This window comes from Micromonospora sp. CA-269861, assembly GCF_050948505.1.
In the GTDB taxonomy this organism is placed as follows: Bacteria; Actinomycetota; Actinomycetes; order Mycobacteriales; family Micromonosporaceae; genus Micromonospora.
The window spans coordinates 6,524,580-6,549,912 of the sequence record NZ_CP192014.1 but is presented as its reverse complement, the minus strand read 5'-3'; the positions used below and the strand labels follow the sequence as shown (position 1 = coordinate 6,549,912).

Genomic DNA, 25,333 nt, shown 5'->3' with positions numbered 1-25,333 from the left:
GTCAGAATAGAGCTGCCAAGCTGCGCAAAAAGGGCATATGGGAAATCGGCCGGGGCAGTCCTCGGATCAGACCGGCAGGGGCGCGTGCTCCGCCTCGGGAAGCGACCGTGACGGCGGCACGACGAACTTGTAGCCGACCTGGCGGACCGTGCCGATCATCGATTCGTACTCCGAGCCGAGCTTGGCGCGCAGTCGCCGGACGTGCACGTCCACCGTGCGGGTGCCGCCGAAGTAGTCGTAGCCCCAGACCTCGCGCAGGAGCTGGTCCCGGGTGAACACCCGGCCCGGGTGCTGGGCCAGGAACTTCAGCAACTCGAACTCCTTGTAGGTGAGGTCGAGCGGACGGCCCTTGAGCTTGGCCGCGTACGTGTCCGGGTCGATGGTCAGCTCGCCGGCCCGGATCGAGCCGCCCGCGCCGGCCGTCGCGTTGCTGAGCCGGCCCACCGCCAGCCGCAGCCGTGCCTCGACCTCGGCCGGGCCAGCCGAGGCGAGGATGACGTCGTCGACGCCCCAGTCGGCGTTGAGTGCGATCAGACCGGCCTCGGTCACCACCGCGACCAGCGGCACGCCGAGCCCGGTCGCGTGCAACATCCGACAGGTCGCCCGGGCCTCGCTCAACTCCGAACGGGCGTCCACCATCACCGCGTCCGGGCTGGGGCCCGCGACGAGGGTGCGAACGTCACGAGGCGCGGTGCGGACCGAGTGCGGCAGCAGGTCAAGTGCCGGCAGCACAGCCGACGGTTCCCCTGCGCGCGCGGTCACCAGCAGCAGGATCTCCACGATCACCTCCGTCCCGGCGGCGCGAGGCCGCGCGCGACCAGTCGCACTCATCGAGGAGTGCGCTGAGAAATTGCGTGGTCCCGGCGTCGCTGACGGGCGGGTAACGCGTTGAGCCTAACCGATCGCCTCGGCCGCGCCGTCAGGCCATTTCCCGTTTGTCTATCTTGCCCCTGATCGTGGCACGGATTTTAACGTCGCTGAAACCCGTGACCACCGCGTCGGGCGGTCGGTCTGGCACGATCGGGTCGTGTTTCCCTCCACCTCGCCCGAGGCCGGCCGCGAATCGTGGCCCGCCGGGCCCCAACCGGGCCCGGCCCCCGCACCGACGCGTGGCCAACCGCCCGCGCCGCGTACCGGTCCGGCCACCACCGATGGCGATCGCCGCGAACGGGGTGGGCCTCGTCGTGCCCGCCGCTCCGGCGAGCCGGCCCGCCGATCCGAAGACGAGATCGACGAGCCGGAAGAGGAGGTCATACCGCCGGTCGCTGTGCACCGCCAGCTGGCGCTGACCATCGCCGGCTTCGCCGCGCTGCTCGGTGTCGGCCTGGTTCTCGGTGCGCAGACGTCGGGCCCCGGTCACCGGCTGCCGTTCGCCTTCATCATCTTCGGCGTCCAACTGCTGTTCGTGCTCGCCTGGACGATGGCCATGCGCCCGCCCGCGTTGCTGGTGGTCGCCGGGATCAGCGCCGCGGTGGCGGCGCTCGCCGACCTCGCCGCCGTGCAGACCGACGTCGCCGGCCTGGCGCCGTTGGGCTACCTGGCCGCCGGCGGGTTCCTCGCCGCGGTGCTCGGCCAGCTGGTTCGTCGGGTCGACCGGGTGCGGGTCACCGACTCCCTCGGCGCCACGCTGCTCATCGTGGTCGGGGTGGTGGCCTTCGGCACGCTGATCGTGCTCAGCCGGATCCCGGCCGGCACCCAGGCGATCACCGTCTGCCTGACCGCGAGTGGCGTCGCGCTCACCGTCGCCCGGCTCACCGACGCCGTACTGCCCTGGCCCCGGCTGGCCCCGCAGGTGCCTCGGGGTGCCGCCGGCGTGGTGGCCGGCGCGATGGTCGGCACGTTGACCAGCGCCCTCCTCGGCAGCTACCTGGTGGCTCCCTTCACGCCGACCCGGGCCGCCGTGATCGGCCTGGTCGCGGCGGTCACCGCCGTCCTCTCCGACCTCGCCGTGGGGTACGCGGAGGCGGGTCGGTTGATGGCCGGTGAGCCGCCGACGATGTGGGTGGCCCGGCACATGCAGGGTCCGCTCGGCGGCTTCGCCCTGGCGGCGCCCGCCGCGTACGCCATGTGCATGCTCTTCCTCTGAGTCACGGTTGAGCGCGCAGCCGGTCGGGTACCTACGGGTGCGCCGCCGTGCGGCGTCCGGTACGAACGACCCGTCGCGGCGCGGCGGGCGGAGACAGGAGGCGGCGGCGTGGCGCAGGACTATCCGGTGGACGAGGCGCGACCCCGACGGCGTGGCCGCAAGCTGCTCATCGGGCTGTTCGTTCTGCTCCTGCTGGTGGCGGGGTTGCTGGTGGTCGCCGACCGGGTGGCGGTCGGGGTTGCCGAGCGGATGATCGGCGACCGGGTGCGTCAGGAGATCGCCAAGCAGGGTGCGCAGGCCGCCGCGCCTGACGTGGAGGTGGGTGGAACTCCCTTCCTCACCCAGGTGCTGGATGGCCGTTACCAGCGGATCACCATCAACCTGCGGGACGTGCAGGCCTCGGTCGAGGGCGACGCCGTCCGGTTGCCGGTGCTCGATGTGACGGCCCGCAACGTTCGGGCCTCACTGGACACCCTGCGCACCGGCCAGGGTGACGTCGTGGCGGACACCGTCAACGGCGCCGGCACGATCAGCTACGAGAGTCTGGCCGCGCTGCTGAACCGCCCGGGGCTCACGCTCGGCGAGCAGAACGGCAAGCTCACCGTCACGGCCCCGGCCGACATCCTCGGTCAGAAGCTCACCATCAGCGGCACCGCCGACGTCACAGTCGCCGACAACGGCGCCGTCGCCCTGCGTTTCAACGACCTGGACGCCGCAGGTCTGCCGAACCTGCCGCTGGCCCGTGCCTTCCTGAGCAACTACGCCAAGAGCATCTCCATCGACGTACCCCTCCCGGAGCTGCCGTTCCAGCTCGCGGTCCGGGAGGTTCGTCCACTGCCGGAAGGGCTGGCGGTCACCGCCGACGCGAAGAACGTGCCGATCAACTCCGCTGGCTGACGCCGGAGACGCGGGGTACGCCGAAGTCCTCGGCGGCCCCGGCGATTCCCGGATGGTGGTCGGCTGAGTGGCAGCACGGTCACTGGCTGGTAGGCTCCCTGCCCATGGGGACCCACCTCACTAAACGGCGCGCGGTCGACCTGTGCCGCGTGGCCACCTGCCTGTGTCGCCCCGTCATCTGACGGCGGGGCTGTCTCCGGCCGCCTGACGGCGGCCACCGGCACAGGGTTCTCGCACCCTCCGGTTATCCCACCGAACGCCCGGCAGCGGCGCCGTCGCACGAACCCGTGATCCCGTCCTTCCGCTGGGTCCCGCGCGTGGTGCGACTGATACATCCATCGATTCGCGCGCGTTGGCTCACCATCCATCCTCACCAGGGAGTGATTCGATGAGTCGCGACACCGCACTCGTTTCGGCCGAGTGGGCCGAGAAGAACCTCGACGCCCCGGGCGTCGTCTTCGTCGAGGTCGACGAGGACACCTCGGCCTACGACACCGGCCACATCGCCGGCGCCATCAAGATTGACTGGAAGACCGACCTTCAGGACCAGGTCCGCCGGGACTTCGTCAACAAGACGCAGTTCGAGGCGCTGCTCTCCGAGCGGGGCATCAGCAACGACGACACCGTCATCCTGTACGGCGGCAACAACAACTGGTTCGCCGCGTACGCCTACTGGTACTTCAAGCTCTACGGTCACCGCGACGTGAAGCTGCTCGACGGCGGCCGCAAGAAGTGGGAGCTGGACGCCCGCCCGCTCGTCACCGATCAGGTGTCCCGCCCGGCGACGCAGTACGTGGCGCAGGAGCCGGACACCTCCATCCGGGCCTTCCGCGACGAGGTCGTCGCCGCCATCGGCACCAAGAACCTTGTCGACGTGCGTAGCCCCGACGAGTTCGCCGGTCGCCTGCTGGCCCCCGCCCACCTGCCGCAGGAGCAGGCGCAGCGGGCCGGCCACATCCCCACCGCGATCAGCGTGCCGTGGTCGAAGGCGGCCAACGAGGACGGCACCTTCCGGTCCGACGACGACCTTCGCAAGATCTACGGTGACGCGGGGCTCGACGACGGCAAGGAGACCATCGCGTACTGCCGGATCGGTGAGCGCTCGTCGCACACCTGGTTCGTGCTCCAGGAGCTGCTGGGTCACCGCAACGTCAAGAACTACGACGGCTCCTGGACCGAGTACGGCTCGCTCGTCGGTGTGCCGGTCGCGCTCGGCGACGAACCCGGGGAGGCCTGATCATGACTCTTCCCATCGCCGCGGGTTGCGCCGCACCGGACCAGGCCGCGCCGCTGCCGGCCAGCCTGGATCTGGAGAAGGAAACCGTCATCACCGGCATCGTCCGCTCCGCCGAGGCCGAGCCGGTGCCGGGCGCGTACGTCCGGCTGCTCGACTCGACAGGTGAGTTCACCGCCGAGGTGGTCACCTCGCCCGCCGGCCAGTTCCGGTTCTTCGCCGCGCCGGGTTCCTGGACGCTGCGGGCGCTGTCCCGGCACGGCAACGGCGACACCGCGGTCACTGCCGGCCGAGGCGTCAACGAGGTTGCCGTCACCGTCGCCTGACCCACTGCTCTGATCGACAGGGGCCGGTCACCCTCCCCGGGTGGCCGGCCCCTGTCGTTTCCCCGCAGCCGACGCCGCGCCGGCACGGGCACCGAAATCCATCGGCATGCGTCACTATCTACTGGTGGAATTCAGGGATGAAAGTGGCGTGTCCGACGAAGGGGTCCCCATCGTCCTCTGCGTAGGCAGGGACATCTCGTTGCGGGAGCGGGTGCTGAGCCAACTCGACGGCCTCGCCCCGGTGCTCAGCTGCGCCGACCTGACCGAGCTGCGCGAGCTGCTGTCGTCGCCGACAGGCCCGGCGCCGGTCAGTCCCACAGCCCTTCCGTTCACCAAGGCGCAGGGCCTGGTCGAGTGGGGTGAGCTGGCCGTCGACCGGGCCGGGCACCGGGTCACCTGGCGCGGCGACCCGCTTCCGCTGACCCCCACCGAACGGGAGCTGCTCGCCCTGCTGATCGGCCCGCCGCCGGTCGTGTGGAGCTATGAACAGCTCTGTGCCTCCACGCCGGGTGGCGCGGACACCGGAGCGCTGCGGTCCACGATCAAACGGCTGCGACGCAGGCTGCGGGGCCTGCCGGGCGGACCGCAGGTGCACACCGTGCGGGGGATCGGCTATCGACTCGACCCGCCGCCCCGGCTGAACGGCCACTGACCCGCCCTGCCGACCGGCTCCGCCGCCGACTCGACGGCGGGCGCGTGACACCATGGCCGGGTGAGCGGTGCTGTCCAGACGGGTTGGGCCTCTTCGGCCGGCCCTGCCGCGCCGGCACCGACCCGGTCGCGGCGGCGCTGGCTGCTGGCCGTGACCGTGGCCTGGGCCGTGTTGCTGGCCGGGCTGACCTGGATATCGGTGCGGGACGACCCACCGACCGTGCGCGAACAGCGTTCCCTCGATCAGGCCGGTCCGGTGGTCGACCGGGCCGTCGGCGAGTTGGCTCGCGCGGTCGGTCCGGCAGGTCTGCTGGAGCTGGGGCCGCCGCGGATCGCATCCGGCTGCCGGGTCACCCCGTTCGCCGACGGGGCGAGGCTGCGGCGCGAGGTCGGGGTGCTCGCCGCCACCGGTGACGAGCGGGCCGCGCTGGCCGGCATCGCCGACCGGCTGCCGGCGAGCTGGCGGGCCGGGGTCGGGCCCGGGGTGGACGGCCCCGAGCTGCGCGCGGACGCCGGAGAATTCGTGGCCGTCGAGGGACGGCCGACCGTCGACGGCCGGGTGCGACTGATCGTCGACACCGGTTGTCGGCCGGTCGGCGCCGGCTACACGCCGGCCCCGGCCACCGCTGCCGGCCCGGAGACCGCCGCGCTGACCGCCGCGCTGCAGGCGCTCGACCGGCCGGGTGACGTCGCGCCGGAGCTGGTCACCGCGCCCTGCCCGGGTGGCGGGCTCGCCCGCACCGCGTGGTCCGCGAACGGTCCCGGCCCGCAGGCCCCGACGGCCGCACTCGCTCCGCTGGCCGGCAACGCCCCACTGCTGGACCAACCCCCGGTGTACGCGTACCGCAGCGGTGCCGTCACGGTGCTGGCCGAGATCAGCCCGGACGCCACCCGACTGGCCGCCACCGTCGGCTGCCCGGGCTGAGGCACGGCAGCACTGCCGGGTCAGCCGTCGCCCGGCTGATCCTCCGGGCCACGGCTACGGCCCAACGCGTCGACGGTGCCCCACCGGCCGGGGATGTCCAGCAGCTCGACACGGCCCATCCCCGGTGGCACGGCCGGGTCGATGATCAGGTGCTCGCCCTGCGGCTCCAACCCCAGCATCACCCGGAGCAGCAGCAGTGGGGTGCCTGTCGACCAGGCCTGCGGGCTGCACGCGGTCGGGTACTCCACCGGGTAGTCGGTGAGGTCCCGGGCGTAGCCGGCGAACGCCTCCGGCAGTCGCCCGTCGAAGTACCGGGACGCCGCCAGCATCGTGTCGCAGAGCAACCCGGCCTCCTCCCGGAAGCCGTACCGCCACAACCCCCAGGCGATGATCGAGTTGTCGAACGGCCAGACCGTGCCCACGTGGTAGCCGATCGGGTTGTACCGTCCCTCGTCCTCGGCGAGCGTCCGCACCCCCCAGCCGGAGAACAGTCGTGGCCCGAGCAGGTGCTCGACCACCTTGCCGGCGCGCGACTCGTCCACGATGCCGCTCCACAGCAGGTGCCCGATGTTCGAGGTCAGCGCGTCCACCTGCCGGCCGTCGGCGTCCAGCGCGAGCGCGTAGTGCTCGCGTTCGGGGATCCAGAAGTCGCGGTCGAACCGCCGTTTGAGGTCGGCGGCCTGCCGCTCCAGCTCGTCGGCGAACTCCGGGTCGTTCCAGAACTCCCGGGCCAGCCGGGCGGCCCGGACCTTCGCGTCGTACGCGTAGCCCTGCAACTCGCAGGTGGCCCGGGGGAAGCCGGGAAACTGGCCGTCGGCGTACGAGATGGCGTCCCAGGAGTCCTTCCAGCACTGGTTCTGCAGGCCGGTCTCCGGGTTGCGGGTCTGGTACCAGAGGTAGCCGGTGCCGAGCAGGTCACCGTAGGTGTCGATCCACTCCAGGGCCCTGCGGACCTGCGGCTCCAGCTTGCGGACGAGTGCGGCGTCACCTGTCCACCGCTCGTACTCGTCGATCAGGATGATGAACAGGGGCGTCGAGTCGGCCGACCCGTAGTACGGCGAGTGCGGCTGCTCCTCGAAGCCGGCGGTCTCGCCGTACCGCAGCTCGTGCAGGATCTTGCCGGGTTCCTCGTCCCGGAAGTCGTCCACCCTCTGCCCCTGTAGTCCGGCCAGCATCAGGATGGTCGGCGGGACCAGCTCCGGCAGGAACGGCAGCACCTGCAACGAGGTGATGATGCTGTCCCGGCCGAACAGGGTCATGAACCAGGGCAGTCCCGCGGCGATCAGCCGCACGCCCAGGGCGATCGACTCGTAGCGCAGTGCGGCCAGGTCGTTGAGGCTGCGCCGGTACGCCCCGGCCAGCGGTTCGCAGTCGCAGCCGAGCTTCGGCGCCCTGTCGATCAGCTCCTGCTGCTCGGCCCGGATGACGTCCGCGCTGCGGCTGCCGCCGTACGGGAGGGTGGCCCGGATGTCCTCGCCACGGGCTCCGTAGACGACGCTGGAAACGTGCAGCCTGGTGGTCCACCTGCCGTTGCGGGCCATCCGGATCCGGAAGGTCATCCCGGTGTCGTCGATCTGTGCCGGCGCGGTGCTCTTGACCACCATCTCCCGGTGGAACGCCTCCCGGCGGTAGGTCAGCCGCAGCTCCTTCTCGGCGACAGTGATCGTGGTCCGGCCCCGCTTCTGCCGAGAGTTCTTGATCTCGAACAGGTCGGCGAAGTCGGCCCCGATCTCGACGCGGACTGTGCACTCGACGTCCGCGCCGAGGTGGTTCAGCACGGTCAGCTCCTCCTCGAAGCTGCCCACGATCGCCCGGCTGCGGATCACCGACACCTTGGCGTCCAGATAGTGCGTGGGTTCGCCGGGCGCGAGGAAGAACTTGGTGCGGTAGGACTCGGCGTCGTCGACGGAGAGGGCGTGCAGCCGTTCGCCGTCCAGGGTGAGCAGCCAGGTGGACAGGAAGCGGGTGTCGAAGGAGAACAACCCGGTGGGGAAGTCGTAGGACGGCTCGATGTCCCCACGCCTGTCGCTGACCAGGAAGGTGTTGCCGTCCAGGATGCTGACGAGGTCCTTCACCTGATTCGCCCGGCTGCTCGACGGGCCGTTTCGCGCGGGTCGCGGGTGCCGGGCGGGTCCGGAAAGAACCGCCGGAAGGCGAGGAAGAGCACCACGTTCCCGCTGAACGTGCTCTCGTTGCGCAGCACCGCCGCGACCCCCTGGGTCTCGCCGGCGATCAGTCGGTCGAAGAGGGCCGCGCTGCTGTACCAGATGGCGTCGGCCGGGCCGCGCCCACGGCTGACCTGCACGAACCCGGGCCGCATCCGGACCAGCCAGTGTTCGGTCCGGTGGTCGTCGCCGAGGTCGATCTGGAGGGTGCCGTCGGCCAGCCCGCCCAGGACGTCGGGGGCGCGCGACGGCAGCGCTTCGAAGAATTTCTCCGCCGCCTCGGTCACATCCGAATCGTAGGCAGCCGTCCGAGATGTCGGGTCGGTATCGGCACTCCGCCCGTATCGACCCACCGCCGCCGTGCGGTCAGTAGACGAGTGCCTGCGCGCCCTCGGCCATCGCCTCCTCGACGAAGACCGCGGCGCCGGCGATCCGGACCCCGGGGAGTACGTCGTCCGGGCCGATCTCCCGCCGGGCCGCGCACTGCGTGCAGGCCGTCACCCGGCCGCTGGTCAGGATGACGTGCAGCAGCTCGGCCAGGGGTGCGGAGTGCGGCAGGTCGAACTGCTGGGCGCGACCGGGCAGCGCGAACCAGGTCGACTCACCGGTCAGCCAGAGTGAGACGTCCACCCCGGCCGCCACCGCCGTCGCGGCGACGGTGAATGCCTGTGCGCACCGCTCGGGGGCGTCCGCCCCCGCGGTGGCCTTGACGACGAGAGTGCGGGCCATGTGGCCCAGCATAAGATGGCCGGGATGGTTACCGAGATCGGGTTTGTCAGCCTGCTGGTCGCTGGCCTGGGCGGGCTCGCCGGTGGCCTGGTCTACCTTGCCGTACGCATTTCGAGAGGACGCTGGTGACCGAGAACCCGCTGCAGCCGCCGTGGCTGAACGCGCCGCCGGTCGAGGAGTACCCGTTCGAGGAGAGTCACGACCTGCGGGTCGGGCCGAAGCTGCACCCGGCGCTGGACGCCCTGCTGCCGTACATCGGCCTGTGGCGCGGCCGGGGCAAGGGCGGCTTCCCCACCATCGAAGATTTCGACTACGCGCAGGAGATCCGGATCAGCCACGACGGCCGGCCGTTCCTGCACTACGAGTCGCGTGCCTGGATCCTCGACGAGCAGAGCAAGCCGGTCCGTCCGGCCGGTCGCGAGGTCGGCTGGTGGCGGCCGGTGCTTGTGGATGGGCGGGCGACCGACGAGCTGGAGGCGTTGCTGACCACCCCGACCGGGATAGTGGAGCTGCACCTGGGCAAGCGCACCGGCACGCAGGTCGAGTTCGCCACAGACGCGGTGATCCGGACTCCGACCGCCAAGGAGGTCACCGGCGGGCACCGGCTCTTCGGCATCGTCGAGGGCGCGCTCCTCTACGCGCAGGAGATGGCCGCCATGGGGCACGGGCTCAGCCCGCACCTCTCAGCCCGACTCGTCCGGGTCGGCGGCTGACCTCGACGGTCGGCGGTCGCCTAGACGGGGAAACCCAACAGGGCCTGTAGGGCGGGGGTACGCGGGCAGCGAGCCCGACGTACCCCGTCCAGCGTGTGGACCTCGGCGGCTCCGCGCAGTGACGAGGTGAACCACACGCCGTCCGCCGCGTGCAGCTCGGCGGGGGTGACCATCCGCTCGGCGGCGCTCAGGCCCAGCTCGGTCGCGTGGGCGAGCAGCCAGGTCGCTGTGGTGCCGGCGAGGATGCCGGTGGTGGCGGCCGGCACGGTGCAGAGCGTGTCGTCGGTGAGCCACACCACATTGGCGGTGGGGCCCTCCAGCGCGTACCCGTCGGAGGAGATCCAGAGCACGTCGTCCACGCCGGCCCGGCGGGCCCAGCGGCGGGCGGCGCTGCTGACCGCGTACGACGTGGACTTGATGCCGGCCGGCAGCCAGCTCAGCCCGGTCCGGGCTGCGGCGGGCAGCCCCAACGGCAGGGTGGCCACCCCGATCCCGTCCCGCCGGGCGACCCGGGAGGCCCCCGGCACCTCGGCCAGTGTGGCGTAGACCGTGGGTGGGCCGCCGGCCTCCGGGCCTCGGGTGCAGACCAACCGAAGTGCGCCTTCCAACGGCGCTGGCCAGCCTGTTCGTACCTCGTCCAGCAGGTCGATGAGCGCGGCGGTGGGGGGCAGGGCCAGCTCGACGGCGGTGGCCGCCGTGGCCAGGCGGGCCAGGTGTTCGTCGCGCAGCCACGGCTGGCCGTCGCGCAGGTGCATGGTCTCGAAGAGGCCGTCGCCGTGCAGCACCCCGAGGTCGTCACCGCGGAGCACCGGGTCGCCGGGCTGCACCGGGCCACGCCCCAGAACGGCGATCCGCGCGGTCGGGTTCTTCCCGACGGACGACCTCACCATGACCGTCGAGCGTAGCGGTGATCGATCGCGGTGCGGGGAACAGCCTGGTGGCCGAACTATGATCGGACGGTGTCCGAATCCTCCCTCGCGGAAATGCTGCGGGCCCGTGGGCTGCGGCTGACGGCCCAACGGCAGCTCGTCCTCCAGGCCGTGCTCGATCTGGGCCACGCCACACCGGAGCAGGTGCACAACGCGGTCCGGGAGGTCGCCGCCGGCGTCAACATCACCACCATCTACCGCACGCTTGAGCTGCTGGAACGGCTCGGTCTGGTCACCCACACGCACCTGTCGCACGGCTCACCGACCTATCACGCCGCCGGTGAACACCAACACGTCCACCTGGTCTGCCGGGAGTGTGGCGCGATCGACGAGATCGATCCGGAGCTGCTCCGCCCCCTCGCCGACGAGTTGGCCGCGCAGCGCGGGTTCCGGGTGGACATCGGGCACGTGTCACTCTTCGGCGTCTGCGTACGCTGCGAGAACGGGGACGAGAAATGATTGACATCGCGGGTGCGGTGGCCGTCGAGAGCATCGACGAGGCCAGCCGTGACCAGCCCGATCCGGCGCACGTCGCGGCCGGCGTACGAGGGGTGGCCGCGCACTACGGCGACCCGCTGCGCGAGCAGCGCACCCTCGACACCGAGGTCGGTCTGGTCGACAGGTCGCATCGAGGGGTCATCGCGGTGCCCGGCGAGGAACGGGCCGGCTGGCTGCACACGATCACCTCACAGCACCTGACCACGCTCTCCGCGAACGAGGGCACCGAGTTGCTGGTGCTGTCTCCGCACGGCCACGTCGAGCAGCACGCGATGGTCGCCGAGGACGGCGAGACCACCTGGCTGGACACCGATCCCGGCGCGACCGAGGGCCTGCTGAGCTACCTGGAGAAGATGCGCTTCTTCAGCAAGGTCGAACCACGCGACGCGACGGCCGAGCGGGCGCTGTTGTCGCTTGTCGGGCCGGCTGCCATGGAGGCGCTCGGCACGCTCGGCGTGACCGGGCTCGCCGCACCGGACGTGGTCGCCGTGCCAGGTCCGAAGTTCCCGCACGGTGCCGTGCCACTCCGGGCGAGCGCGCGGTACGACGTACGACCGCTGCCGATCGGCGGCTGGGCCCGACGTGGTCCGCTCGGAGTGGACCTGCTGGTACCCCGTTCGGCGATGGACCAGGTGGTGGCCGAGCTGCGCGGCGCCGGCGTGCCGGTCGCCGGGCTGTGGGCGTACGAGGCGATCCGGGTGGCCGTCCGGCAGCCCCGGGTCGGGGTGGACACCGACCACCGGACCATTCCGGCCGAGGTCGACCTGATCGCCCCGGCGGTGCACCTGGACAAGGGTTGCTACCGGGGGCAGGAGACGGTGGCGCGGGTGCACAACCTGGGTCGGCCGCCGCGTCGCCTCGTACTGCTGCATCTGGACGGGGTGACCACCGATCAGCCGCCGGTGGCCGGTACGCCGGTGACCCTCGACGGCCGGGCGGTCGGCTTCGTCGGCACCGCCGTGCTGCACCACGAGCTGGGCCAGGTGGCTCTCGCGGTGCTGAAGCGGAACGTCCCGGACGACGCCGCGCTGCTGATCGGCGAGACCGCGGCGGCGATCGACCCGTCCTGAGCCTGCCGTCTAGGATCGCCGGCATGACGACAGGGACGTTGATCACGGTGGCCCCGACCGGCGCTGAGTCGGCCAAGGCGGAGGTGCCGGCGCTGCCGGTGACCCTCGACGAGTTGCTGCTCACCGCCAAGGAGTGCGAGGCGCTCGGTGCCGCCGTGATCCACGTCCACATCCGTGACGACGAGGCCCGGCCGACGCTCGACCCGGTGCGGCTGGCGGACACGGTGGCGGCGCTGCGGGAGAGCACCGACCTGATCGTGCAGCTCTCCTCCGGCGGTGCGGTGACCGACCCGGAGGCCGCCCGGCTCGCGGTGCTCGACGCCCGTCCGGACATGGCCTCCTGCACCATGGGCACCGTCAACTTCGGCGACGACGTCTTCCTGAACCGTTGGGAGTTCATCGTCGACCTGCACACCCGGATGCAGGAGCGCGGGATCGTGCCGGAGTACGAGATCTTCGACCTCGGCCACCTGACCGCGTTGCAGCGGTTGCTCGGCAAGTACGGGCTGCCGGCCGGCGGGCACGTGCACGTCGACTTCGTGATGGGCGTGCCGGGTGGCATGCCGGGCACCACCGAGACGCTCGTCGCGGCCCACCGGATGCTGCGGGACCTGCCCGAGGGCACCACCTTCTCGGCCACCGGCGTCGGTCGGAGCACCATCGCGGTGCTGCTGGCCTCGCTGTCGGCCGGCGGGCACCTGCGGGTCGGCATGGAGGACACCGTGACGTACGCGAAGGGCCGGCCGGTGGAGTCCAACATGCAGTTGGTCGCCCGCGCCGTGGGTTTCGCCCAGCTCGCCCAGCGCCCTCCGCTGACCACCACCGAGGCCCGCGAGCTGCTCGGGCTGTAAGGGCGGGTCAGTCCCGCGCCCCTGTCACCCGCGCGGTGGACCTCCTGGTCACCCCGCCGCCGGGCACCCCTGGACCGTCGGTACCGTCCAGCGCGTGACGAAGACGTACGAGGGCGGCGCGCCGCTCGCCGAGGTGGTCCGGTCCGGGTTCGTGGAGGGTGCGCACCGAGGCTCGGTGGTGGTGCTGGACGCCGCTGGCGTCGCGGTGGCGTCCGCCGGGGACGTGACCTCGCCGGTCTTCCCCCGTTCGGCCAGCAAGCCGATGCAGGCGATCGGGATGCTGCGGGCCGGCCTGGCGCTGACCGATCCGGCCGACGTGGCGCTGGTCTCGGCGAGTCACGCGGGTGAGGAGTTCCACCTGGCCCGGGTCGGTGCCCTGCTGGAGCGCGCCGGCCTGGACGCGTCGGCGCTGCACTGCCCACCCGACCTGCCGGTGGGCGCTGCCGCCCGGGAGGCGGTGCTCCGCGCCGGTGGCGGCCCGAGCAGGGTGCAGATGAACTGCTCCGGCAAGCACAGCGGGATGCTGCTGACCTGCGAGGCCGCCGGTTGGCCGCAGGAGGGCTACTGGCGGCCGGAGCACCCGCTGCAGCAGCGGTTGCGGGCCGCCATCGAGGAGTTCACCGGGGAGCAGGCGGCGGCGGTGGGTGTCGACGGTTGCGGCGCTCCGGTGCTCGCGGTGTCGCTGACCGGCCTGGCCGGGGCGTACCTGCGGCTGGTCGAGGCCGAGCCCGGCTCGGTGCCGCGCACGGTGGCCGACGCGATGCGGGCGTACCCGGAGATCGTGGGCGGCACCCAGGCCGACGACACCCGGCTGATGCGCGGTGTCCCCGGGCTGCTGGCCAAGGTCGGCGCGGAGGGTGTGATCGCCGTGGCGCTGCCGGGCGTCGGCGCCGTCGCACTGAAGATCGACGACGGCGCCGACCGGGCGCGGATGCCGGTACTGGTCTCCGCGCTGCGCCGGCTCGGCGTGGACGCCCCGGTGCTGACCGAGTACGCGGAGGTGCCGCTCTTCGGCGGCGGGGTACCGGTCGGGGCGGTCCGCCCGCTCTGGTGAGGTGCTTAGCTCAGGAAGTCGAGCAACGCGGCGTTGACCGGCTCCGGACGCTCCAGCGGCAGCAGGTGCGCGGCGTCCGGCACGTCGGGCAGTCGTACCGCGCCGGGGACCTCGGCGGCGATCCGGTCGGCGAGCCGACTGATGTCCGGCACGTCCGCGGCACCGGCGGTGACCAGGACGGGGATCGTCAGCTCGCCGAGTCGACCGATCGCCGGTGGCGTCAGCTCTCCCACCTCGACCGCGCCGAGTGCCAGCTCGGCGGCGAGGGCGCGCTGGTCCATCTCCTGCGCGAACGCGACGAGCTCGGGGTCGACGTCCTCCGGCCGGCGTCCCGGGCCGACCACCCAGAACCGCACCTCACCGGCCGCGCCGGCGACGAAGTCGTCGGGGTCGACCTCGCCGACCAGGTCGTCCCAGAGGTCATTCGCCTCGTCGGACCACTCGTTGCCGGAGACCGCCGTGTCGAACAGCGCGAGCGCGCTCACCCGGTCGGGGTGGGCCAGCGCGGTGTCGATGGCGACCGCCCCACCGAAGGAGCAGCCGACCAGGGCGGCCCGGGGCAGGTCGAGCGCGTCCAGCAACCCGGCCACGTCGTCGTGGTGCGCGAACGGGGCCGGCGGAAGCTCCGAGTCGCCGTAGCCGCGCAGGTCCGGGACGATCACCCGGTGCCGGGCGGCCAGCGCGGCCACCTGTCCCCGCCACATCCGCCGGTCGGCGATTCCGGCGTGCAGCAGGACGACTGGCGAACCGGTGCCGGCCTCGTCGTACGCGATGCTTGCTCCATTGACTGTGATCTTGTGCACGAACGGACCGTACGGATCGGTCGACCGGCGCGCAAACGGGATGCTGAGACCTTGCTAACTATGGCAAGCGTTTTGCTTGCAGGAGCTAGCGCGGGCGATTAGCGTCGCTGTCATGGCCACACCCAAGGACCTTCCCGACGTCGGCGGGTTCATCCGCGATCTGCGGCGCAACGCCAAGATCTCGCTGCGGCAGCTCGCCGAGCAGGCGGGGGTCAGCAACCCGTACCTCAGCCAGATCGAGCGCGGCCTGCGCAAACCCAGCGCCGAGGTGCTCCAGCAACTGGCGAGCGCGCTGCGGGTCTCCACGCCGGCGATGTACCTGCGCGCCGGTCTGCTCGACGACAAGGAAGGCCACGGGGTGCTCGCCGCCATCGCCGTGGACGCCGACCTGACGATGGCGCAGAAGCAGTCACTCAGTCAGATCTACGAGACGTTCCGGCGGGAGAACGCCCGGCTGGCCGAGACCCAGGCCGAAGCCGAGGCGGATCAGGCCGAGAAGTCCGCTGACCAGCCCGCCAGTCAGGCCGCCGATCTGGCCAATGTGGCCGCCACCGGCCCCACCACCGTGGGCGGCACTCCGACCGAGGCCGTGCTCGAGTCGGTCGCCGTCACCGAGGCGGGCACCGCCCCCGCCCCGGGCAGCACCACCATCCCCCAGAAGAAGAAGGCCGCCGAGGCGGCCGAAGAGGAGACGTCATGAGCGAGCCGAAGACCAACCGCATCCCCGCCCCGATCTACGCCGCAGCCGGCGCCGGTGAGCTGGCCATCGAGCAGCTGCGCAAGCTGCCGGCAGTGGTCGGCGTCCTCAGCACCCGGGTCGTCGCCGACCTGGGTGGTCGGGCCGTGCTGACCGGCTTCGAGCTGAAGCAGAAGGCCACCGAGACGCTGCGTACCGCCAACGAGACCGCCGACCTGGCGAAGCTGCGCGAGGTGGCCGACATCGACAAGCTGCGCGCCGCCGCGACCCGCAACGCCGCCCTGGTGGTCGCGGGCGCCCAGGTCGCCCAGGAGCGCGCGTTCGCCGCCTACGGCGCGCTTGTCGCCCGGGGCGAGCGGGTCGTCGGTGCCGGCGTGCTGGAGGCCGCCGAGACGGTCAACGCCGACATCGAGGCCACCCAGGCCGTGCCGGCGGCGACCACTGCGGCTGCCACCACCACCCCGACCGCCCCGGTCGACGCGCCGAGCCCGGCCGACGTGGCCGAGATCGCCGAGGCCAAGCCGGCCGCGGTCAAGAAGGTCGCCCGCGCGCCGAAGGCTGTCAAGCAGGCCGAAACCCCGTCGGCGAAGCTTCCCCGGGCCACCAAGCGGACCCGCCCGGCCGCCGAGTAGCTCGTCGGGTCGACGACCCCGGCGGCGTCCTTGTCGGACGTAGCCGGGGTCGTGGACATAAACTGGCCGACATGGCCAACGCCGCGCCGATCTTCGCGTTCGAAGTCCGCTACGTGATCGAGCTGATTCTGCTCGTCTTCGCGCTGATCATCCAGGGTGTCGCGCTGGTGCACGCCATCACGCAGCGTTCCGACGCCTTCCCCGCCATCGGGACGCTGCCCAAGGGCGGCTGGATCGCCATCCTGGCGGTCTGCCTCGTGCTCACCCTGCTCGGCTTCGGTCCGATCAGCCTCTTCGGTCTGATCGGCATCGCCGCCGCGCTCATCTACCTGCTCGACGTCCGGGTCGGTCTGCGCGACCTGAGCGACGGCAAAGGGTTCTGGTGAGAGGTTTTCGCTGGCCGCCCCCACCCGACAGCGGACCCCGCACCTGGGGGCCCGGGCCGGGTGGGCCGCGTACCGGCCGTCCGGCGCTGCCGGAGCCGGAGACCGAGCTGGTCACCACCCCGCACGGCGTACGGCTGGAGCGGCTGGTCACCGGCACCGGTGATCCGGTCACCGTGTTCGCACACGGGCTGGGCAACGGCATCGCCACCACCCGCCCGTTCGGCAGTGGAGTGAACGGCCGCAAGGTGTTCTTCCAGTTCCGCGGGCACGGCCGTTCCGAAGCCCCGGACGGGCCGTGGGACTACCTGGACCTGGCCCGGGATCTGCGGGCGATCGCCGACCTCGGCGGGGCCAGCCGGGCGTTCGGCGCGAGCCTCGGCGCGGGCGCCCTGTGCCGACTCGTCGCGGAGAGCCCGGAGCGTTTCGACAAACTGGTCTTCTTCCTGCCGGCGGTCCTCGACGAGCCACGCGGGCCGGTCGCCCGGGAACGCATCACCGACCTGCTGGAGGCGGTGGAGAGCGGGGACGCCTCGGCGGTCGCCGACATCGTCACGCTGGAGTTGCCCCCGGCGGTGCGCAACACCCCGGCCGGCTGGGCCTACCTGCGGCAACGGCTCGACCAACTGCTCCGCGACGGTCTGGCCGACGGTCTGGCCACGCTCACCGAGCAGACACCGCTGCGCCAGATCGGCGACCTGACGGCGGTCACCGCGCCGGCGCTGGTGATCGGCTGCGCGGGCGACGACCTGCACCCGGTCGAGGTCGCCGAGCGGCTCGCCGTCGCGCTGCCCCAGGCCACCCTGCACGTGTACGACCGGCCCGGCGTGCTGTGGTCGGAACGCGCCGATCTGCGTGACCGCATCTCCGGCTTCCTGAACGAGTAGCCTGCCCTGTCATGGGCGTCACACAGCATGGCCGCACGCACCGGCTGGACCTTGCCGACCCGACCCTGCGCGAATGGACGTGCACGGTCCTGCACGCCGACGCGGAGCAGGGCATCGTGCTGGACCGTTCGGCGTTCTACCCGGGCGGCGGGGGTCAACCACCCGACCACGGGGTGCTGCTCTGGCAGGGCGTGCAGACCCGGATCGTCGGCACCCGCAAGGGCGACGACCCGTACCTGATTCCCGCCGACGGTGACCCGCTGCCGCCGGTCGGCACCGCTGTCGTCGGCGCGGTCGAGGACGAGCGCCGCACCCGGTTGATGCGCACCCACTCCGGCCTGCACGTGCTCTGCGGTGTGGTGTTCCGCGACTTCGGCGCGCTCGTGACCGGAAACTCGATGGAGCCGGGCGAGGCCCGGATGGACTTCAACCTCCCCGAGGTTCCGCCGGACTTCAAGAGCCGGATCGAGGAGCTGGTCAACGCAGAGGTGGCCGCCGACCGCTCGGTCGCCACGCGGGTCCTGCCGCGCACCGAGGCGCTGGCCCTGCCGGACATCATCCGTACCCAGTCCAACCTCATCCCGCCGGACGAGCAGGAGGTCCGGATCGTCGACATCGTCGGGCTGGACGTGCAGGCCGACGGCGGCACCCACGTCGCCTCCACCGCCCAGATCGGCAAGGTGCAGGTGGTCAAGGTGGAGAGCAAGGGCCGGGCCAACCGCCGGGTCCGCGTCCGGCTCGTGGATTAGGTCGAGTAACGAATTCGGACGTCGGTTGTCAGGTATCCCTGACAACGTCGCAGGCATGACGCAACCGCTAACCGGAAAGATCGCGCTCGTCGCCGGTGCCACCCGTGGTGCCGGGCGGCAGATCGCCGTTCAGCTCGGCGCAGCCGGTGCCACGGTCTACGCCACCGGTCGCAGCACCCGGGCCGGCCGTTCGGAGATGGACCGGCCGGAGACCATCGAGGAGACCGCCGAGCTGGTCGACGCGGCAGGCGGCACCGGCATCGCCGTCCAGGTCGACCACCTGGTGCCCGAGCAGGTCCGCGACCTGGTCACCCGGATCGACGCCGAGCAGGGCCGACTCGACGTGCTGGTGAACGACATCTGGGGCGGCGACCCGCTGGTCACCTGGGACAAGCCGGTCTGGGAACAGCCGCTCGACGCCGGCTTCCGTACCCTGCGGCTGGCCGTCGACACGCACATCGTCACCAGCCACTTCGCCCTGCCGCTGCTGATCCGCAAGCCCGGCGGACTGGTGGTGGAGATGGGCGACGGCACCAAGGCGTACAACGACGAGAACTACCGACTGTCGGTCTTTTACGACCTGGCCAAGGTCTCGGTCAACCGACTCGCCTTCAGTCAGGCGCACGAGCTGAAGCCGCACGGCTGCACCGCCGTCGCGCTCACCCCCGGCTGGATCCGCTCCGAGGCGATGCTTGAGCACTTCGGCGTGACCGAGGAGAACTGGCGCGACGGAGCCGCCACCGACCCGAACTTCCTCATCTCGGAGACCCCGGCCTTCGTCGGCCGCGCGGTGGCCGCGCTCGCCGCCGACGAGGAGAAGGCCCGCTGGAGCGGCAGGTCCGTCGATGCCGGCACGCTGTCCAAGGTGTACGGATTCACCGACGTGGACGGCAGCCAACCCGAGGGGTTCCGCTACATCACCGAGGTGGTCGACGCGGGCAAACCGTCGGACGTGACCGGCTACCGGTAGAGCGCGGAGAGCCGGTCGGCGCTCTGCGCGAACAACTGCCGCAGCTCGGGTGGATCGAGGACCTCGACCTCGGGGCCGAGCCCCAGCAGTTGGTGGTACGCCACCTGGACCGACTCGACGGGCAGCCGCGCCTCCACCCAGCCCTGCCCGTCGGGTGGGCCGGCGGCGGCGACCATTTCGTCGTACACGAAGGGCGCATCGACCAGGTGCCGGAGCCGGCGCAGGCCGGCGGGGCTGAGCCGGACGGCGACCTCGGCCCGCAGCATGGTCCGCAGGAACGACCCGGCCTGCTCGCGCCAGTGCCCGGCCAGGTCGAAGCCCTCGTCGCGGTCGAAGTGCTCGTCGCCCACCTCGACCCCGGTGACCCGGTCCACCCGGTAGGTGCGCACATCGTCGCCGACCCGGCCGACCAGATACCAGACCCCGCTCTTGAGCACCAGGCCGTACGGCTGGACCCGGCGGCTCACCTCCTGATCGCCGCGTCGGTAGCGCAGCTCCACCACCCGGTCTGCCCAGATGGCACGCGCCAGCTCGGGCAACCAGGGCGGAGGCGCGGTCTCCCGGAACCAGCCCGGCACGTCCAGGTGGAACCGCTGCCCGGCACGGGCCGGCGCGTCACGGAGGGCGGGTGGCAGCGCGGCGAGCACCTTCAGTTCGGCGGAGGCGACCGCGTCGGCGAGCCCCATCTCGCCGGCCGGCCCGGGTAACCCGGTGAGGAAGAGCGCCTCCGCCTCGTCCCGGGTCAGCCCGGTCAGTCTGGTGCGGTACCCGCCGAGCAGGCGGTAACCGCCGGCCCGCCCCCGGTCCGCGTAGACCGGCACGCCCGCCGCGGAGAGCGCCAGGACGTCCCGGTAGACGGTCCGCTCGGAGATCTCCAGCTCCCGTGCCAGCTCACTCGCGGTCATCGACCCGCGGGCCTGCAACAGCAACAGCAACGAGATCAGTCGGGACGCGCGCACCCGCCCATCCTGCCCGGTGCCGCTCACCGCCCGCCGGGCGTCAGCAGCCCCCGGTCGTACGCGGTGGCCACCGCGGCAGCCCGGTCGTTGACCCCGAGCTTGGCGTACACGTGCAGCAGGTGCGTCTTGACGGTGGCCTCGCTGATGAACAGGCGGGTCGCCGCCTCCCGGTTGGAGGCGCCACGGGCCACCAGGGTGAGCACCTCCAACTCGCGTTGGCTGAGCGGCTCCTCGGCAGGAGCGCGCAGCCGGCCCATCAGCCGGCCGGCGACGCTCGGCGCGAGCACCGACTCACCCCGGGCCGCGGCCCGGACCGCGCGGACCAGATCTTCTCGGGGCGTGTCCTTGAGCAGGTAACCCGTTGCGCCGGCCTCGATCGCCGGCAGCACGTCCGCGTCCGTGTCGTAGGTGGTGAGCACAAGCACCCGGGCGGCGCTGCCGGCGCGAGCCAGCCTGCCGATGGCGGTCACCCCGTCCGTCCCGGGCATCCGTAGGTCCATCAGCACCACGTCCGGCCGCAGCGTCGCGACCAGGGCCAACGCCTCCGATCCGTCCGCCGCCTCACCCACCACCTCGAAATCAGGGTCGCCGGTGAACATCCCGCGGAGGCCGTCCCGCACCACCGGATGGTCGTCGACGATCAGCAGTCGTACCGGGGCGGTCAACCGGCACCTCCGGGTAGCGCGGGGACGGACGCCGAGATGGCGGTGCCGCTGCCCGGCTCGGATTCGACTGCCAACTCGCCACCGACCCGGGTCACCCGCTGCCGCATGGCGGTCAGCCCGTACCCGCCGCCCGGCTCGCGGGGCACCGGCTGGTCGGTGACGTCGAAGCCCGTCCCGTCGTCGCGGACGTCGAGCGTGACCACGTCCGCCATGTACGACAGGGTCAGCCCGACCCGCGACGCGGCGGCGTGCCGGGCCACGTTGGACAGCGCCTCCTGGGCGGCCCGCAGCAGGGTCACCTCGACCTCCGGGTGCAGTGGGCGGGGCGTGCCGGTGGTGGCCACGTCGGCCCGTACCCCGTTCAGGGCCGACCAGCGCCCGCCCAACTCGACGAGGGCATCCGGTAGGCGGGCCGTCTCCAGTGGTTCCGGGCGGACCGCCTGTACCGAGCGGCGGGCCTCGGTGAGGCTCTCCCGGGCCAACGCGAGCGCGTTGTCGACGTGCCGGCGCCAGTCGGCGGACCGGCCGCGGGTCTGCTCGGCCGCCTCCAGTTGGGTGATGATGCCCGTCAACCCCTGCGCCAGGGTGTCGTGGATCTCCCGCGCCATGCGTTGCCGCTCGTCCAGCACGCCGGCCTCCCGGGCCTGGGTGAGCAGTTGGGCGTGCAGCCCCGCGTTCTCGTTGACCGTCTCGGTGAGTTGGCGGTTGGTCTCGCCGAGTTCCGCCACCAACCGTTTGCGTTTGGCGTCCTCCTGTTCGGCGACCATCGCGAACCAGCTCACCGAGCCGGCCACCACCAGGTTGAACAGCACCAGCACCACCCAGAGCGGCCAGTGCGACACGACCACCGACAGGCCACCGCCCTGAGACGTGGCGACGAGGGCGGCCGTGGTGACCACGCCGGCGACCCGCCAGCGGCCGGGCAGCACCGGAAAGGCGTGGATGTAGCCGATCCAGGCGAAGAAGCCGTACCACGGACTGGCGGCCACGAGGGCGGCGGCGAACGCGAGCAGCCCGGCGTAGTAGACCGCCATCAGCGCGCGTCGGCTCTGCCAGTCGGGATGCAGGGTGACGAACCAGGCGACCCAGCATCCGGCCGCCACGGCGACAACGAGGGTGGGCAGCGCCCCGAGATGGTGGGGTGCCGGTGCGACGAGAGCCAGCAGAGTGCCCAGGGCCAGCCCGCCGAAGGGGAACACGCGATAGAGGCTCGCCTCGCGCTCCCGCCAACTGGTCAGACGGTCGTGCCCACCGTTGCAGATCATCGAATCTCCGCTCACTCCCAGCGGAACAGTTTCGCCGCGCCGACGCCGGCCGCCACAGCGATCACCGCCATTATCCCCAGGTGCAGCGGCTGCGGCGGGGTGCCGGTCCAGGCGTCGAGGAGCGCCTGCACCCCGGGTGGGGTGTAGTCGCCGATCCGCGCCACGACGTCCGGGAGCAGGAACCGGGGGAGGTAGACCCCGCCGAAGAACATGGTGACCAGGAACAGCGGCACCGCCAGGGCCTGGGCCGCCCTCGCCGTACGGGCCACGGCGGCGACCAGCAGGCCGAGGGCCAGCAGCGCCGCCGTGCCGAGGATGAACGCCAGCGTGAAGCCGAGCGGGTGCCGGGGGAACGGCACCCCGAACGCCACCCGGGCGACAAGGATGAGCAGCAGCGCGCTGGCCAGGATCCCGGCCAGGGCCAGCACCAGTTGGGCGGCGAGCAGCGCTGCCGGGCTCGCCGGGGTGGTCGCCAGCCGGCGCAGCACGCCGCGTTCCCGGTAGGTGGCCAGCACGGCGGGCAGGATGTTCACCCCGACCATGGCGAGGGTCACCACCAGCAGCGACGGGGCGAAATAGCTGACGAAGGTCTGCCCGTCGAAGGTCGGATCGGGCTTGCGCAGCGAGGGGACCAGCCCGAGCACCACCAGGATCACTGTCGGCAGCCCGACGGTGAGGAGCAGCGTCGGCAGGTCCCGCAGGTAGAGCCGCGCCTCGATTCTCAGGATGTTGCGGAAGGCGTGCATGCTGGCTCCCTCTCAGTTGGCGGGCCGGTGCCCGGTCAGCTCGACGAAGGCGTCGTCGAGGGTGGACTGCTCCAGCCGCAGATCCGCGGCGACGATCTGGTGGCGGGCGAGCACCGAGGTGACGGCGTGCAGCAACTCGCCGGTGCCGGTCACCACCACCTGGCTGCCGGTCCGCTGCACGGCGGACACCTCGGGCAGGTCGGTGAGGAGCCGGTCGTCGACCGGAGCCGAGGGCCGGAACCGGATGCGCTGCTCCGGAGCCACCGTCGACACCAGGCCCGCCGGGCTGTCCAGGGCAACCACCCGGCCCCTGTCGATCACCGCGACCCGGTCGCAGAGCCGCTCGGCCTCCTCCATGAAGTGGGTGACCAGCACGATCGTCACCCCGCTGTCGCGGACCTGTTCGATGAGACCCCAGGTGTCCCGGCGGGCCTGCGGGTCCAGCCCGGTGGTCAGCTCGTCGAGGATCGCGATCTCCGGGTTGCCCACCAGGGCCAGCGCGATGGAGAGCCGCTGCTTCTGACCGCCGGAGAGCTTCTTGTACGCGGTGTTCCGCTTGTCGCCGAGGCCCAGCTTGTCGATCAACCCGGCCGGGTCGGCCGGGTTGCGGTAGAACGAGGCGTACAACTCCAGAGCCTCCGCCACCCGGAGCCGGTCCGGCAGTTGGCTCTCCTGAAGTTGCACACCGACCCGCTGACGCAGTTGGGTCGCGTCCCGGCGGGGGTCGAGCCCGAGGACCGACACCCCGCCCCCGTCAGGGACACGCAGCCCGGCCACACATTCCACAGTGGTCGTCTTGCCGGCGCCGTTCGGACCGAGGACGCCGAAGATCTCCCCGGCCTCCACGGTGAGCGACACGTCGTCCACCGCCACCAGATCGCCGTACCGCTTCTTCAGGTGGGTCACCTCGATGACCGGCATCGTGCCGCCTTCCGCCGCTGGTTTCGTACCCCTCAAGGGTTGTCGGGGTGACCCGGCGGCGAATCGACTGGTCGGCGCTGATCGCCGGTGTCCCCGGTTGATCGCTCCCGTCCGTCAACCGGTTGATGCGCACGGTGCGCGTCGCTGCTAGCGCTCCGTCCGGCGAACTCGATCACCGCTCGCTAGGCTGCTGGATCGTGGATGTCAGCAGAGTCGCCAGCCCGGTCACCGGGGTCGTCGGACGCTTCTTCGCCGGGGCGGGGCTGCTCCTGCGGGGGCTGGGCCTCTACGTTCGCAGCCCGGGTCTGATGCTGCTCGGCATCGTGCCGGCGCTGATCTCCGGCGTGCTGTTCCTGGCCGCGCTCGCCACGCTCGTGTACTTCGTGGACGACCTCGCCGCGCTTGTCACCCCGTTCGCCGACGACTGGTCGAGCACCGGCCGCAGCCTGGTCCGGGTGATCGCCGGGCTGGCCTTCCTGGGGCTCGGTGGCCTGCTCGGCGTGCTCACCTTCACCGCTGTCACCCTGGTCATCGGCGACCCGTTCTACGAGAAGATCTCCGAGCAGGTCGAGCAGCGGTACGGCGGCACGCCGGGCGCGGTGGACGTGCCCTTCTGGTCGTCGCTGCGCCGCAGCCTCGCCGACTCGGTACGCCTGGTGGCGCTCACGGCGCTGGTCGGGATCCCGCTCTTCGTCGCCGGCTTCATCCCGGTGGTCGGCCAGACGGTCGTCCCGGTCATCGGGGCTGCCGTGGGCGGCTGGTTCCTCGCCGTGGAACTGGTCGGCGCGCCGTTCTACCGACGCGGGATGCGGCTGCCGCAACGCCGGACGATCCTGAAGGCCGACCGGCCCACCGCGCTCGGCTTCGGAGTGGCCGTCTTCCTCTGCTTCCTGATTCCCCTCGGCGCGGTGCTGATCATGCCGGCGGCGGTCGCCGGTGCCACCCTGCTGGCCCGCCGCTCGATGGGCCAACCGATCGAGGAGAGCTGACATGGAGATCACGCTGGTCGAGGGGGACATCACCACCCAGCGGGTGGACGCCGTCGTGAACGCCGCGAACTCGTCCCTGCTCGGCGGCGGTGGGGTCGACGGCGCCATCCACCGGCGCGGAGGGCCAGCCATCCTGGCCGAGTGCCGGGCGCTGCGGGCGTCCCGCTACGGCAGGGGCCTGCCCACCGGTCAGGCGGTGGCGACCACCGCAGGGGAGTTGCCGGCGCGCTGGGTGATCCACACCGTGGGGCCGGTCTGGTCGGCCAGCGAGGACCGGTCGGCGCTGCTGCGCGACTGCTACGCCAACAGTCTCCGGGTGGCCGACGAGGTGGGCGCGAGCACTGTGGCGTTCCCGCTGATCTCGGCCGGGATCTACGGCTGGCCGGTCGACGACGCGGTCGGTCAGGCGCTGGCGGTGCTGCGCGCGGCCACGCCGGCCACCGTCACCGAGGCCCGCCTGGTGCTCTTCGGCGCCGACACCCATGCCGTCGCCCGCCAGGTCTTCGACAACACCGCCAGTTAGGGGATGGGACCGGTCC

The 25,333-nt window shown here is 71.9% G+C and carries 32 protein-coding genes; 21 read left to right on the top strand and 11 right to left on the bottom strand.

The genetic code is table 11. From position 1 onward, the window contains the following. Positions 1 to 66 precede the first annotated feature (66 nt). Positions 67 to 786, bottom strand: a complete 720-nt coding sequence (locus ACQP0U_RS30135) for a winged helix-turn-helix transcriptional regulator (RefSeq protein ID WP_181518701.1) — start codon at positions 784 to 786, stop codon at positions 67 to 69. A gap of 241 nt (positions 787 to 1,027) precedes the next feature. Between ACQP0U_RS30135 and ACQP0U_RS30130 the strand changes: the two genes are divergently transcribed. From ACQP0U_RS30130 to ACQP0U_RS30100, 7 genes are all read left to right on the top strand, one after another. After that, positions 1,028 to 2,086, top strand: a complete 1,059-nt coding sequence (locus ACQP0U_RS30130; protein WP_433313635.1) for a hypothetical protein — start codon at positions 1,028 to 1,030, stop codon at positions 2,084 to 2,086. A 108-nt stretch (positions 2,087 to 2,194) separates the two neighbouring features. Continuing rightward, positions 2,195 to 2,983, top strand: coding sequence for an LmeA family phospholipid-binding protein (locus tag ACQP0U_RS30125; RefSeq protein WP_433313632.1), 789 nt, complete (start codon positions 2,195 to 2,197; stop codon positions 2,981 to 2,983). A gap of 104 nt (positions 2,984 to 3,087) precedes the next feature. Continuing rightward, the gene (locus ACQP0U_RS30120) at positions 3,088 to 3,165 is read left to right on the top strand and encodes an Ms5788A family Cys-rich leader peptide (RefSeq protein WP_310503780.1); all 78 of its coding nucleotides are present in this window, start codon (positions 3,088 to 3,090) and stop codon (positions 3,163 to 3,165) included. Between the two features lie 206 nt (positions 3,166 to 3,371). Then, positions 3,372 to 4,220 carry a sulfurtransferase gene (locus ACQP0U_RS30115; protein WP_357351188.1) on the top strand — a complete coding sequence of 283 codons (849 nt, stop codon included), beginning with the start codon at positions 3,372 to 3,374 and terminating at the stop codon, positions 4,218 to 4,220. 2 nt (positions 4,221 to 4,222) lie between these two features. After that, on the top strand, positions 4,223 to 4,543 hold the full coding sequence (locus ACQP0U_RS30110; protein ID WP_433313628.1) for a DUF1416 domain-containing protein: 321 nt from the start codon (positions 4,223 to 4,225) through the stop codon (positions 4,541 to 4,543). 106 nt (positions 4,544 to 4,649) lie between these two features. After that, the gene (locus ACQP0U_RS30105) at positions 4,650 to 5,195 is read left to right on the top strand and encodes a winged helix-turn-helix domain-containing protein (protein ID WP_433313625.1); all 546 of its coding nucleotides are present in this window, start codon (positions 4,650 to 4,652) and stop codon (positions 5,193 to 5,195) included. Between the two features lie 60 nt (positions 5,196 to 5,255). Further along, a complete protein-coding gene (locus ACQP0U_RS30100) occupies positions 5,256 to 6,119 on the top strand; it encodes a hypothetical protein (RefSeq protein WP_433313622.1) in 864 nt (287 codons plus the stop codon). A 20-nt stretch (positions 6,120 to 6,139) separates the two neighbouring features. Here ACQP0U_RS30100 and ACQP0U_RS30095 read toward each other — a convergent pair whose 3' ends face one another. The 3 genes from ACQP0U_RS30095 to ACQP0U_RS30085 all read right to left on the bottom strand — a co-directional run bounded on the left by ACQP0U_RS30095 (position 6,140) and on the right by ACQP0U_RS30085 (position 9,025). Continuing rightward, positions 6,140 to 8,194, bottom strand: a complete 2,055-nt coding sequence (locus ACQP0U_RS30095) for an amylo-alpha-1,6-glucosidase (protein WP_433313619.1) — start codon at positions 8,192 to 8,194, stop codon at positions 6,140 to 6,142. Further along, complete coding sequence (locus tag ACQP0U_RS30090; protein ID WP_433313616.1) at positions 8,191 to 8,571, bottom strand: hypothetical protein; 381 nt, start codon at positions 8,569 to 8,571, stop codon at positions 8,191 to 8,193. The genes ACQP0U_RS30095 and ACQP0U_RS30090 overlap by 4 nt, the downstream gene beginning before the upstream one ends. A gap of 79 nt (positions 8,572 to 8,650) precedes the next feature. Then, positions 8,651 to 9,025, bottom strand: a complete 375-nt coding sequence (locus ACQP0U_RS30085; protein ID WP_238666984.1) for a DsrE family protein — start codon at positions 9,023 to 9,025, stop codon at positions 8,651 to 8,653. Between the two features lie 12 nt (positions 9,026 to 9,037). On the opposite strand from ACQP0U_RS30085, the gene mtfM reads away from it, so the two are divergent. Together mtfM and ACQP0U_RS30075 are read left to right on the top strand one after the other, a co-directional pair. Then, positions 9,038 to 9,142 (top strand): small membrane protein MtfM, encoded by a 105-nt coding sequence (mtfM, locus tag ACQP0U_RS30080; protein WP_030327764.1) that lies wholly within the window; start codon positions 9,038 to 9,040, stop codon positions 9,140 to 9,142. After that, positions 9,136 to 9,726 (top strand): FABP family protein, encoded by a 591-nt coding sequence (locus tag ACQP0U_RS30075; RefSeq protein ID WP_433321270.1) that lies wholly within the window; start codon positions 9,136 to 9,138, stop codon positions 9,724 to 9,726. The genes mtfM and ACQP0U_RS30075 overlap by 7 nt, the downstream gene beginning before the upstream one ends. 20 nt (positions 9,727 to 9,746) lie before the next feature. Here ACQP0U_RS30075 and ACQP0U_RS30070 read toward each other — a convergent pair whose 3' ends face one another. After that, positions 9,747 to 10,616, bottom strand: a complete 870-nt coding sequence (locus ACQP0U_RS30070; protein WP_433313613.1) for an aminotransferase class IV — start codon at positions 10,614 to 10,616, stop codon at positions 9,747 to 9,749. Between the two features lie 69 nt (positions 10,617 to 10,685). Here ACQP0U_RS30070 and ACQP0U_RS30065 point away from each other — a divergent pair, with 69 nt between their 5' ends. The 4 genes from ACQP0U_RS30065 to ACQP0U_RS30050 all read left to right on the top strand — a co-directional run bounded on the left by ACQP0U_RS30065 (position 10,686) and on the right by ACQP0U_RS30050 (position 14,128). Then, on the top strand, positions 10,686 to 11,114 hold the full coding sequence (locus tag ACQP0U_RS30065) for a Fur family transcriptional regulator (protein WP_433313610.1): 429 nt from the start codon (positions 10,686 to 10,688) through the stop codon (positions 11,112 to 11,114). Next, positions 11,111 to 12,223 carry a YgfZ/GcvT domain-containing protein gene (locus tag ACQP0U_RS30060; RefSeq protein ID WP_433313607.1) on the top strand — a complete coding sequence of 371 codons (1,113 nt, stop codon included), beginning with the start codon at positions 11,111 to 11,113 and terminating at the stop codon, positions 12,221 to 12,223. Before ACQP0U_RS30065 ends, ACQP0U_RS30060 begins: the two co-directional genes overlap by 4 nt. Before the next feature lie 23 nt (positions 12,224 to 12,246). Continuing rightward, on the top strand, positions 12,247 to 13,074 hold the full coding sequence (locus ACQP0U_RS30055; RefSeq protein ID WP_433313604.1) for a 3-keto-5-aminohexanoate cleavage protein: 828 nt from the start codon (positions 12,247 to 12,249) through the stop codon (positions 13,072 to 13,074). A 94-nt stretch (positions 13,075 to 13,168) separates the two neighbouring features. Next, positions 13,169 to 14,128 (top strand): asparaginase, encoded by a 960-nt coding sequence (locus tag ACQP0U_RS30050; RefSeq protein WP_433313601.1) that lies wholly within the window; start codon positions 13,169 to 13,171, stop codon positions 14,126 to 14,128. A gap of 5 nt (positions 14,129 to 14,133) precedes the next feature. On the opposite strand, the gene ACQP0U_RS30045 is transcribed toward ACQP0U_RS30050, so the two are convergent. Beyond that, complete coding sequence (locus ACQP0U_RS30045) at positions 14,134 to 14,931, bottom strand: alpha/beta fold hydrolase (RefSeq protein WP_433313598.1); 798 nt, start codon at positions 14,929 to 14,931, stop codon at positions 14,134 to 14,136. 112 nt (positions 14,932 to 15,043) lie between these two features. Between ACQP0U_RS30045 and ACQP0U_RS30040 the strand changes: the two genes are divergently transcribed. The 6 genes from ACQP0U_RS30040 (at position 15,044) to ACQP0U_RS30015 (ending at position 19,249) form a co-directional block, all read left to right on the top strand. Beyond that, the gene (locus ACQP0U_RS30040) at positions 15,044 to 15,631 is read left to right on the top strand and encodes a helix-turn-helix domain-containing protein (protein ID WP_433313595.1); all 588 of its coding nucleotides are present in this window, start codon (positions 15,044 to 15,046) and stop codon (positions 15,629 to 15,631) included. Then, on the top strand, positions 15,628 to 16,260 hold the full coding sequence (locus ACQP0U_RS30035; RefSeq protein ID WP_433313592.1) for a hypothetical protein: 633 nt from the start codon (positions 15,628 to 15,630) through the stop codon (positions 16,258 to 16,260). The genes ACQP0U_RS30040 and ACQP0U_RS30035 overlap by 4 nt, the downstream gene beginning before the upstream one ends. Positions 16,261 to 16,331: 71 nt before the next feature. Further along, positions 16,332 to 16,646, top strand: a complete 315-nt coding sequence (locus tag ACQP0U_RS30030) for a DUF2516 family protein (protein WP_124820335.1) — start codon at positions 16,332 to 16,334, stop codon at positions 16,644 to 16,646. Further along, a complete protein-coding gene (locus ACQP0U_RS30025) occupies positions 16,643 to 17,530 on the top strand; it encodes an alpha/beta fold hydrolase (RefSeq protein ID WP_433313589.1) in 888 nt (295 codons plus the stop codon). The genes ACQP0U_RS30030 and ACQP0U_RS30025 overlap by 4 nt, the downstream gene beginning before the upstream one ends. Before the next feature lie 11 nt (positions 17,531 to 17,541). Beyond that, the gene (locus ACQP0U_RS30020; RefSeq protein ID WP_433313586.1) at positions 17,542 to 18,279 is read left to right on the top strand and encodes an alanyl-tRNA editing protein; all 738 of its coding nucleotides are present in this window, start codon (positions 17,542 to 17,544) and stop codon (positions 18,277 to 18,279) included. A gap of 55 nt (positions 18,280 to 18,334) precedes the next feature. Then, positions 18,335 to 19,249, top strand: coding sequence for an SDR family oxidoreductase (locus tag ACQP0U_RS30015; RefSeq protein WP_433313584.1), 915 nt, complete (start codon positions 18,335 to 18,337; stop codon positions 19,247 to 19,249). Here the strand turns inward: ACQP0U_RS30015 and ACQP0U_RS30010 are convergent. From ACQP0U_RS30010 to ACQP0U_RS29990, 5 genes are all read right to left on the bottom strand, one after another. Further along, positions 19,240 to 20,208 (bottom strand): helix-turn-helix transcriptional regulator, encoded by a 969-nt coding sequence (locus ACQP0U_RS30010; RefSeq protein ID WP_433313581.1) that lies wholly within the window; start codon positions 20,206 to 20,208, stop codon positions 19,240 to 19,242. The genes ACQP0U_RS30015 and ACQP0U_RS30010 overlap by 10 nt on opposite strands. 23 nt (positions 20,209 to 20,231) lie before the next feature. Next, on the bottom strand, positions 20,232 to 20,807 hold the full coding sequence (locus ACQP0U_RS30005; RefSeq protein WP_433321267.1) for a response regulator: 576 nt from the start codon (positions 20,805 to 20,807) through the stop codon (positions 20,232 to 20,234). Positions 20,808 to 20,869: 62 nt separating this feature from the next. Continuing rightward, positions 20,870 to 22,138 (bottom strand): sensor histidine kinase, encoded by a 1,269-nt coding sequence (locus tag ACQP0U_RS30000; protein ID WP_433313578.1) that lies wholly within the window; start codon positions 22,136 to 22,138, stop codon positions 20,870 to 20,872. 11 nt (positions 22,139 to 22,149) lie between these two features. Then, positions 22,150 to 22,884 carry an ABC transporter permease gene (locus tag ACQP0U_RS29995; RefSeq protein WP_433313575.1) on the bottom strand — a complete coding sequence of 245 codons (735 nt, stop codon included), beginning with the start codon at positions 22,882 to 22,884 and terminating at the stop codon, positions 22,150 to 22,152. A gap of 12 nt (positions 22,885 to 22,896) precedes the next feature. Next, complete coding sequence (locus ACQP0U_RS29990; protein ID WP_433313572.1) at positions 22,897 to 23,805, bottom strand: ABC transporter ATP-binding protein; 909 nt, start codon at positions 23,803 to 23,805, stop codon at positions 22,897 to 22,899. Positions 23,806 to 24,002: 197 nt separating this feature from the next. Between ACQP0U_RS29990 and ACQP0U_RS29985 the strand changes: the two genes are divergently transcribed. Beyond that, positions 24,003 to 24,794 (top strand): EI24 domain-containing protein, encoded by a 792-nt coding sequence (locus ACQP0U_RS29985; protein WP_433313569.1) that lies wholly within the window; start codon positions 24,003 to 24,005, stop codon positions 24,792 to 24,794. A gap of 1 nt (position 24,795) precedes the next feature. Then, a complete protein-coding gene (locus tag ACQP0U_RS29980; protein WP_433313567.1) occupies positions 24,796 to 25,317 on the top strand; it encodes an O-acetyl-ADP-ribose deacetylase in 522 nt (173 codons plus the stop codon). Positions 25,318 to 25,333 lie beyond the last annotated feature (16 nt).

Excerpts from the sequence above, each read along its gene's own strand:
- ACQP0U_RS30030 (WP_124820335.1), top strand. The coding sequence starts at position 16,332 with ATGGCCAACGCCGCGCCGATCTTCGCGTTCGAAGTCCGCTACGTGATC.
- ACQP0U_RS30020 (WP_433313586.1), top strand. The coding sequence starts at position 17,542 with ATGGGCGTCACACAGCATGGCCGCACGCACCGGCTGGACCTTGCCGAC.
- ACQP0U_RS30120 (WP_310503780.1), top strand. The coding sequence starts at position 3,088 with ATGGGGACCCACCTCACTAAACGGCGCGCGGTCGACCTGTGCCGCGTG.
- ACQP0U_RS30015 (WP_433313584.1), top strand. The coding sequence starts at position 18,335 with ATGACGCAACCGCTAACCGGAAAGATCGCGCTCGTCGCCGGTGCCACC.
- ACQP0U_RS30105 (WP_433313625.1), top strand. The coding sequence starts at position 4,650 with ATGCGTCACTATCTACTGGTGGAATTCAGGGATGAAAGTGGCGTGTCC.
- ACQP0U_RS30035 (WP_433313592.1), top strand. The coding sequence starts at position 15,628 with ATGAGCGAGCCGAAGACCAACCGCATCCCCGCCCCGATCTACGCCGCA.
- mtfM (WP_030327764.1), top strand. The coding sequence starts at position 9,038 with ATGGTTACCGAGATCGGGTTTGTCAGCCTGCTGGTCGCTGGCCTGGGC.
- ACQP0U_RS29995 (WP_433313575.1), bottom strand. The coding sequence starts at position 22,884 with ATGCACGCCTTCCGCAACATCCTGAGAATCGAGGCGCGGCTCTACCTG.
- ACQP0U_RS30040 (WP_433313595.1), top strand. The coding sequence starts at position 15,044 with ATGGCCACACCCAAGGACCTTCCCGACGTCGGCGGGTTCATCCGCGAT.
- ACQP0U_RS30070 (WP_433313613.1), bottom strand. The coding sequence starts at position 10,616 with ATGGTGAGGTCGTCCGTCGGGAAGAACCCGACCGCGCGGATCGCCGTT.
- ACQP0U_RS30005 (WP_433321267.1), bottom strand. The coding sequence starts at position 20,807 with ATGTTCACCGGCGACCCTGATTTCGAGGTGGTGGGTGAGGCGGCGGAC.
- ACQP0U_RS29980 (WP_433313567.1), top strand. The coding sequence starts at position 24,796 with ATGGAGATCACGCTGGTCGAGGGGGACATCACCACCCAGCGGGTGGAC.
- ACQP0U_RS29990 (WP_433313572.1), bottom strand. The coding sequence starts at position 23,805 with ATGCCGGTCATCGAGGTGACCCACCTGAAGAAGCGGTACGGCGATCTG.
- ACQP0U_RS30115 (WP_357351188.1), top strand. The coding sequence starts at position 3,372 with ATGAGTCGCGACACCGCACTCGTTTCGGCCGAGTGGGCCGAGAAGAAC.
- ACQP0U_RS30000 (WP_433313578.1), bottom strand. The coding sequence starts at position 22,138 with ATGATCTGCAACGGTGGGCACGACCGTCTGACCAGTTGGCGGGAGCGC.
- ACQP0U_RS30085 (WP_238666984.1), bottom strand. The coding sequence starts at position 9,025 with ATGCTGGGCCACATGGCCCGCACTCTCGTCGTCAAGGCCACCGCGGGG.
- ACQP0U_RS30060 (WP_433313607.1), top strand. The coding sequence starts at position 11,111 with ATGATTGACATCGCGGGTGCGGTGGCCGTCGAGAGCATCGACGAGGCC.
- ACQP0U_RS30110 (WP_433313628.1), top strand. The coding sequence starts at position 4,223 with ATGACTCTTCCCATCGCCGCGGGTTGCGCCGCACCGGACCAGGCCGCG.
- ACQP0U_RS30055 (WP_433313604.1), top strand. The coding sequence starts at position 12,247 with ATGACGACAGGGACGTTGATCACGGTGGCCCCGACCGGCGCTGAGTCG.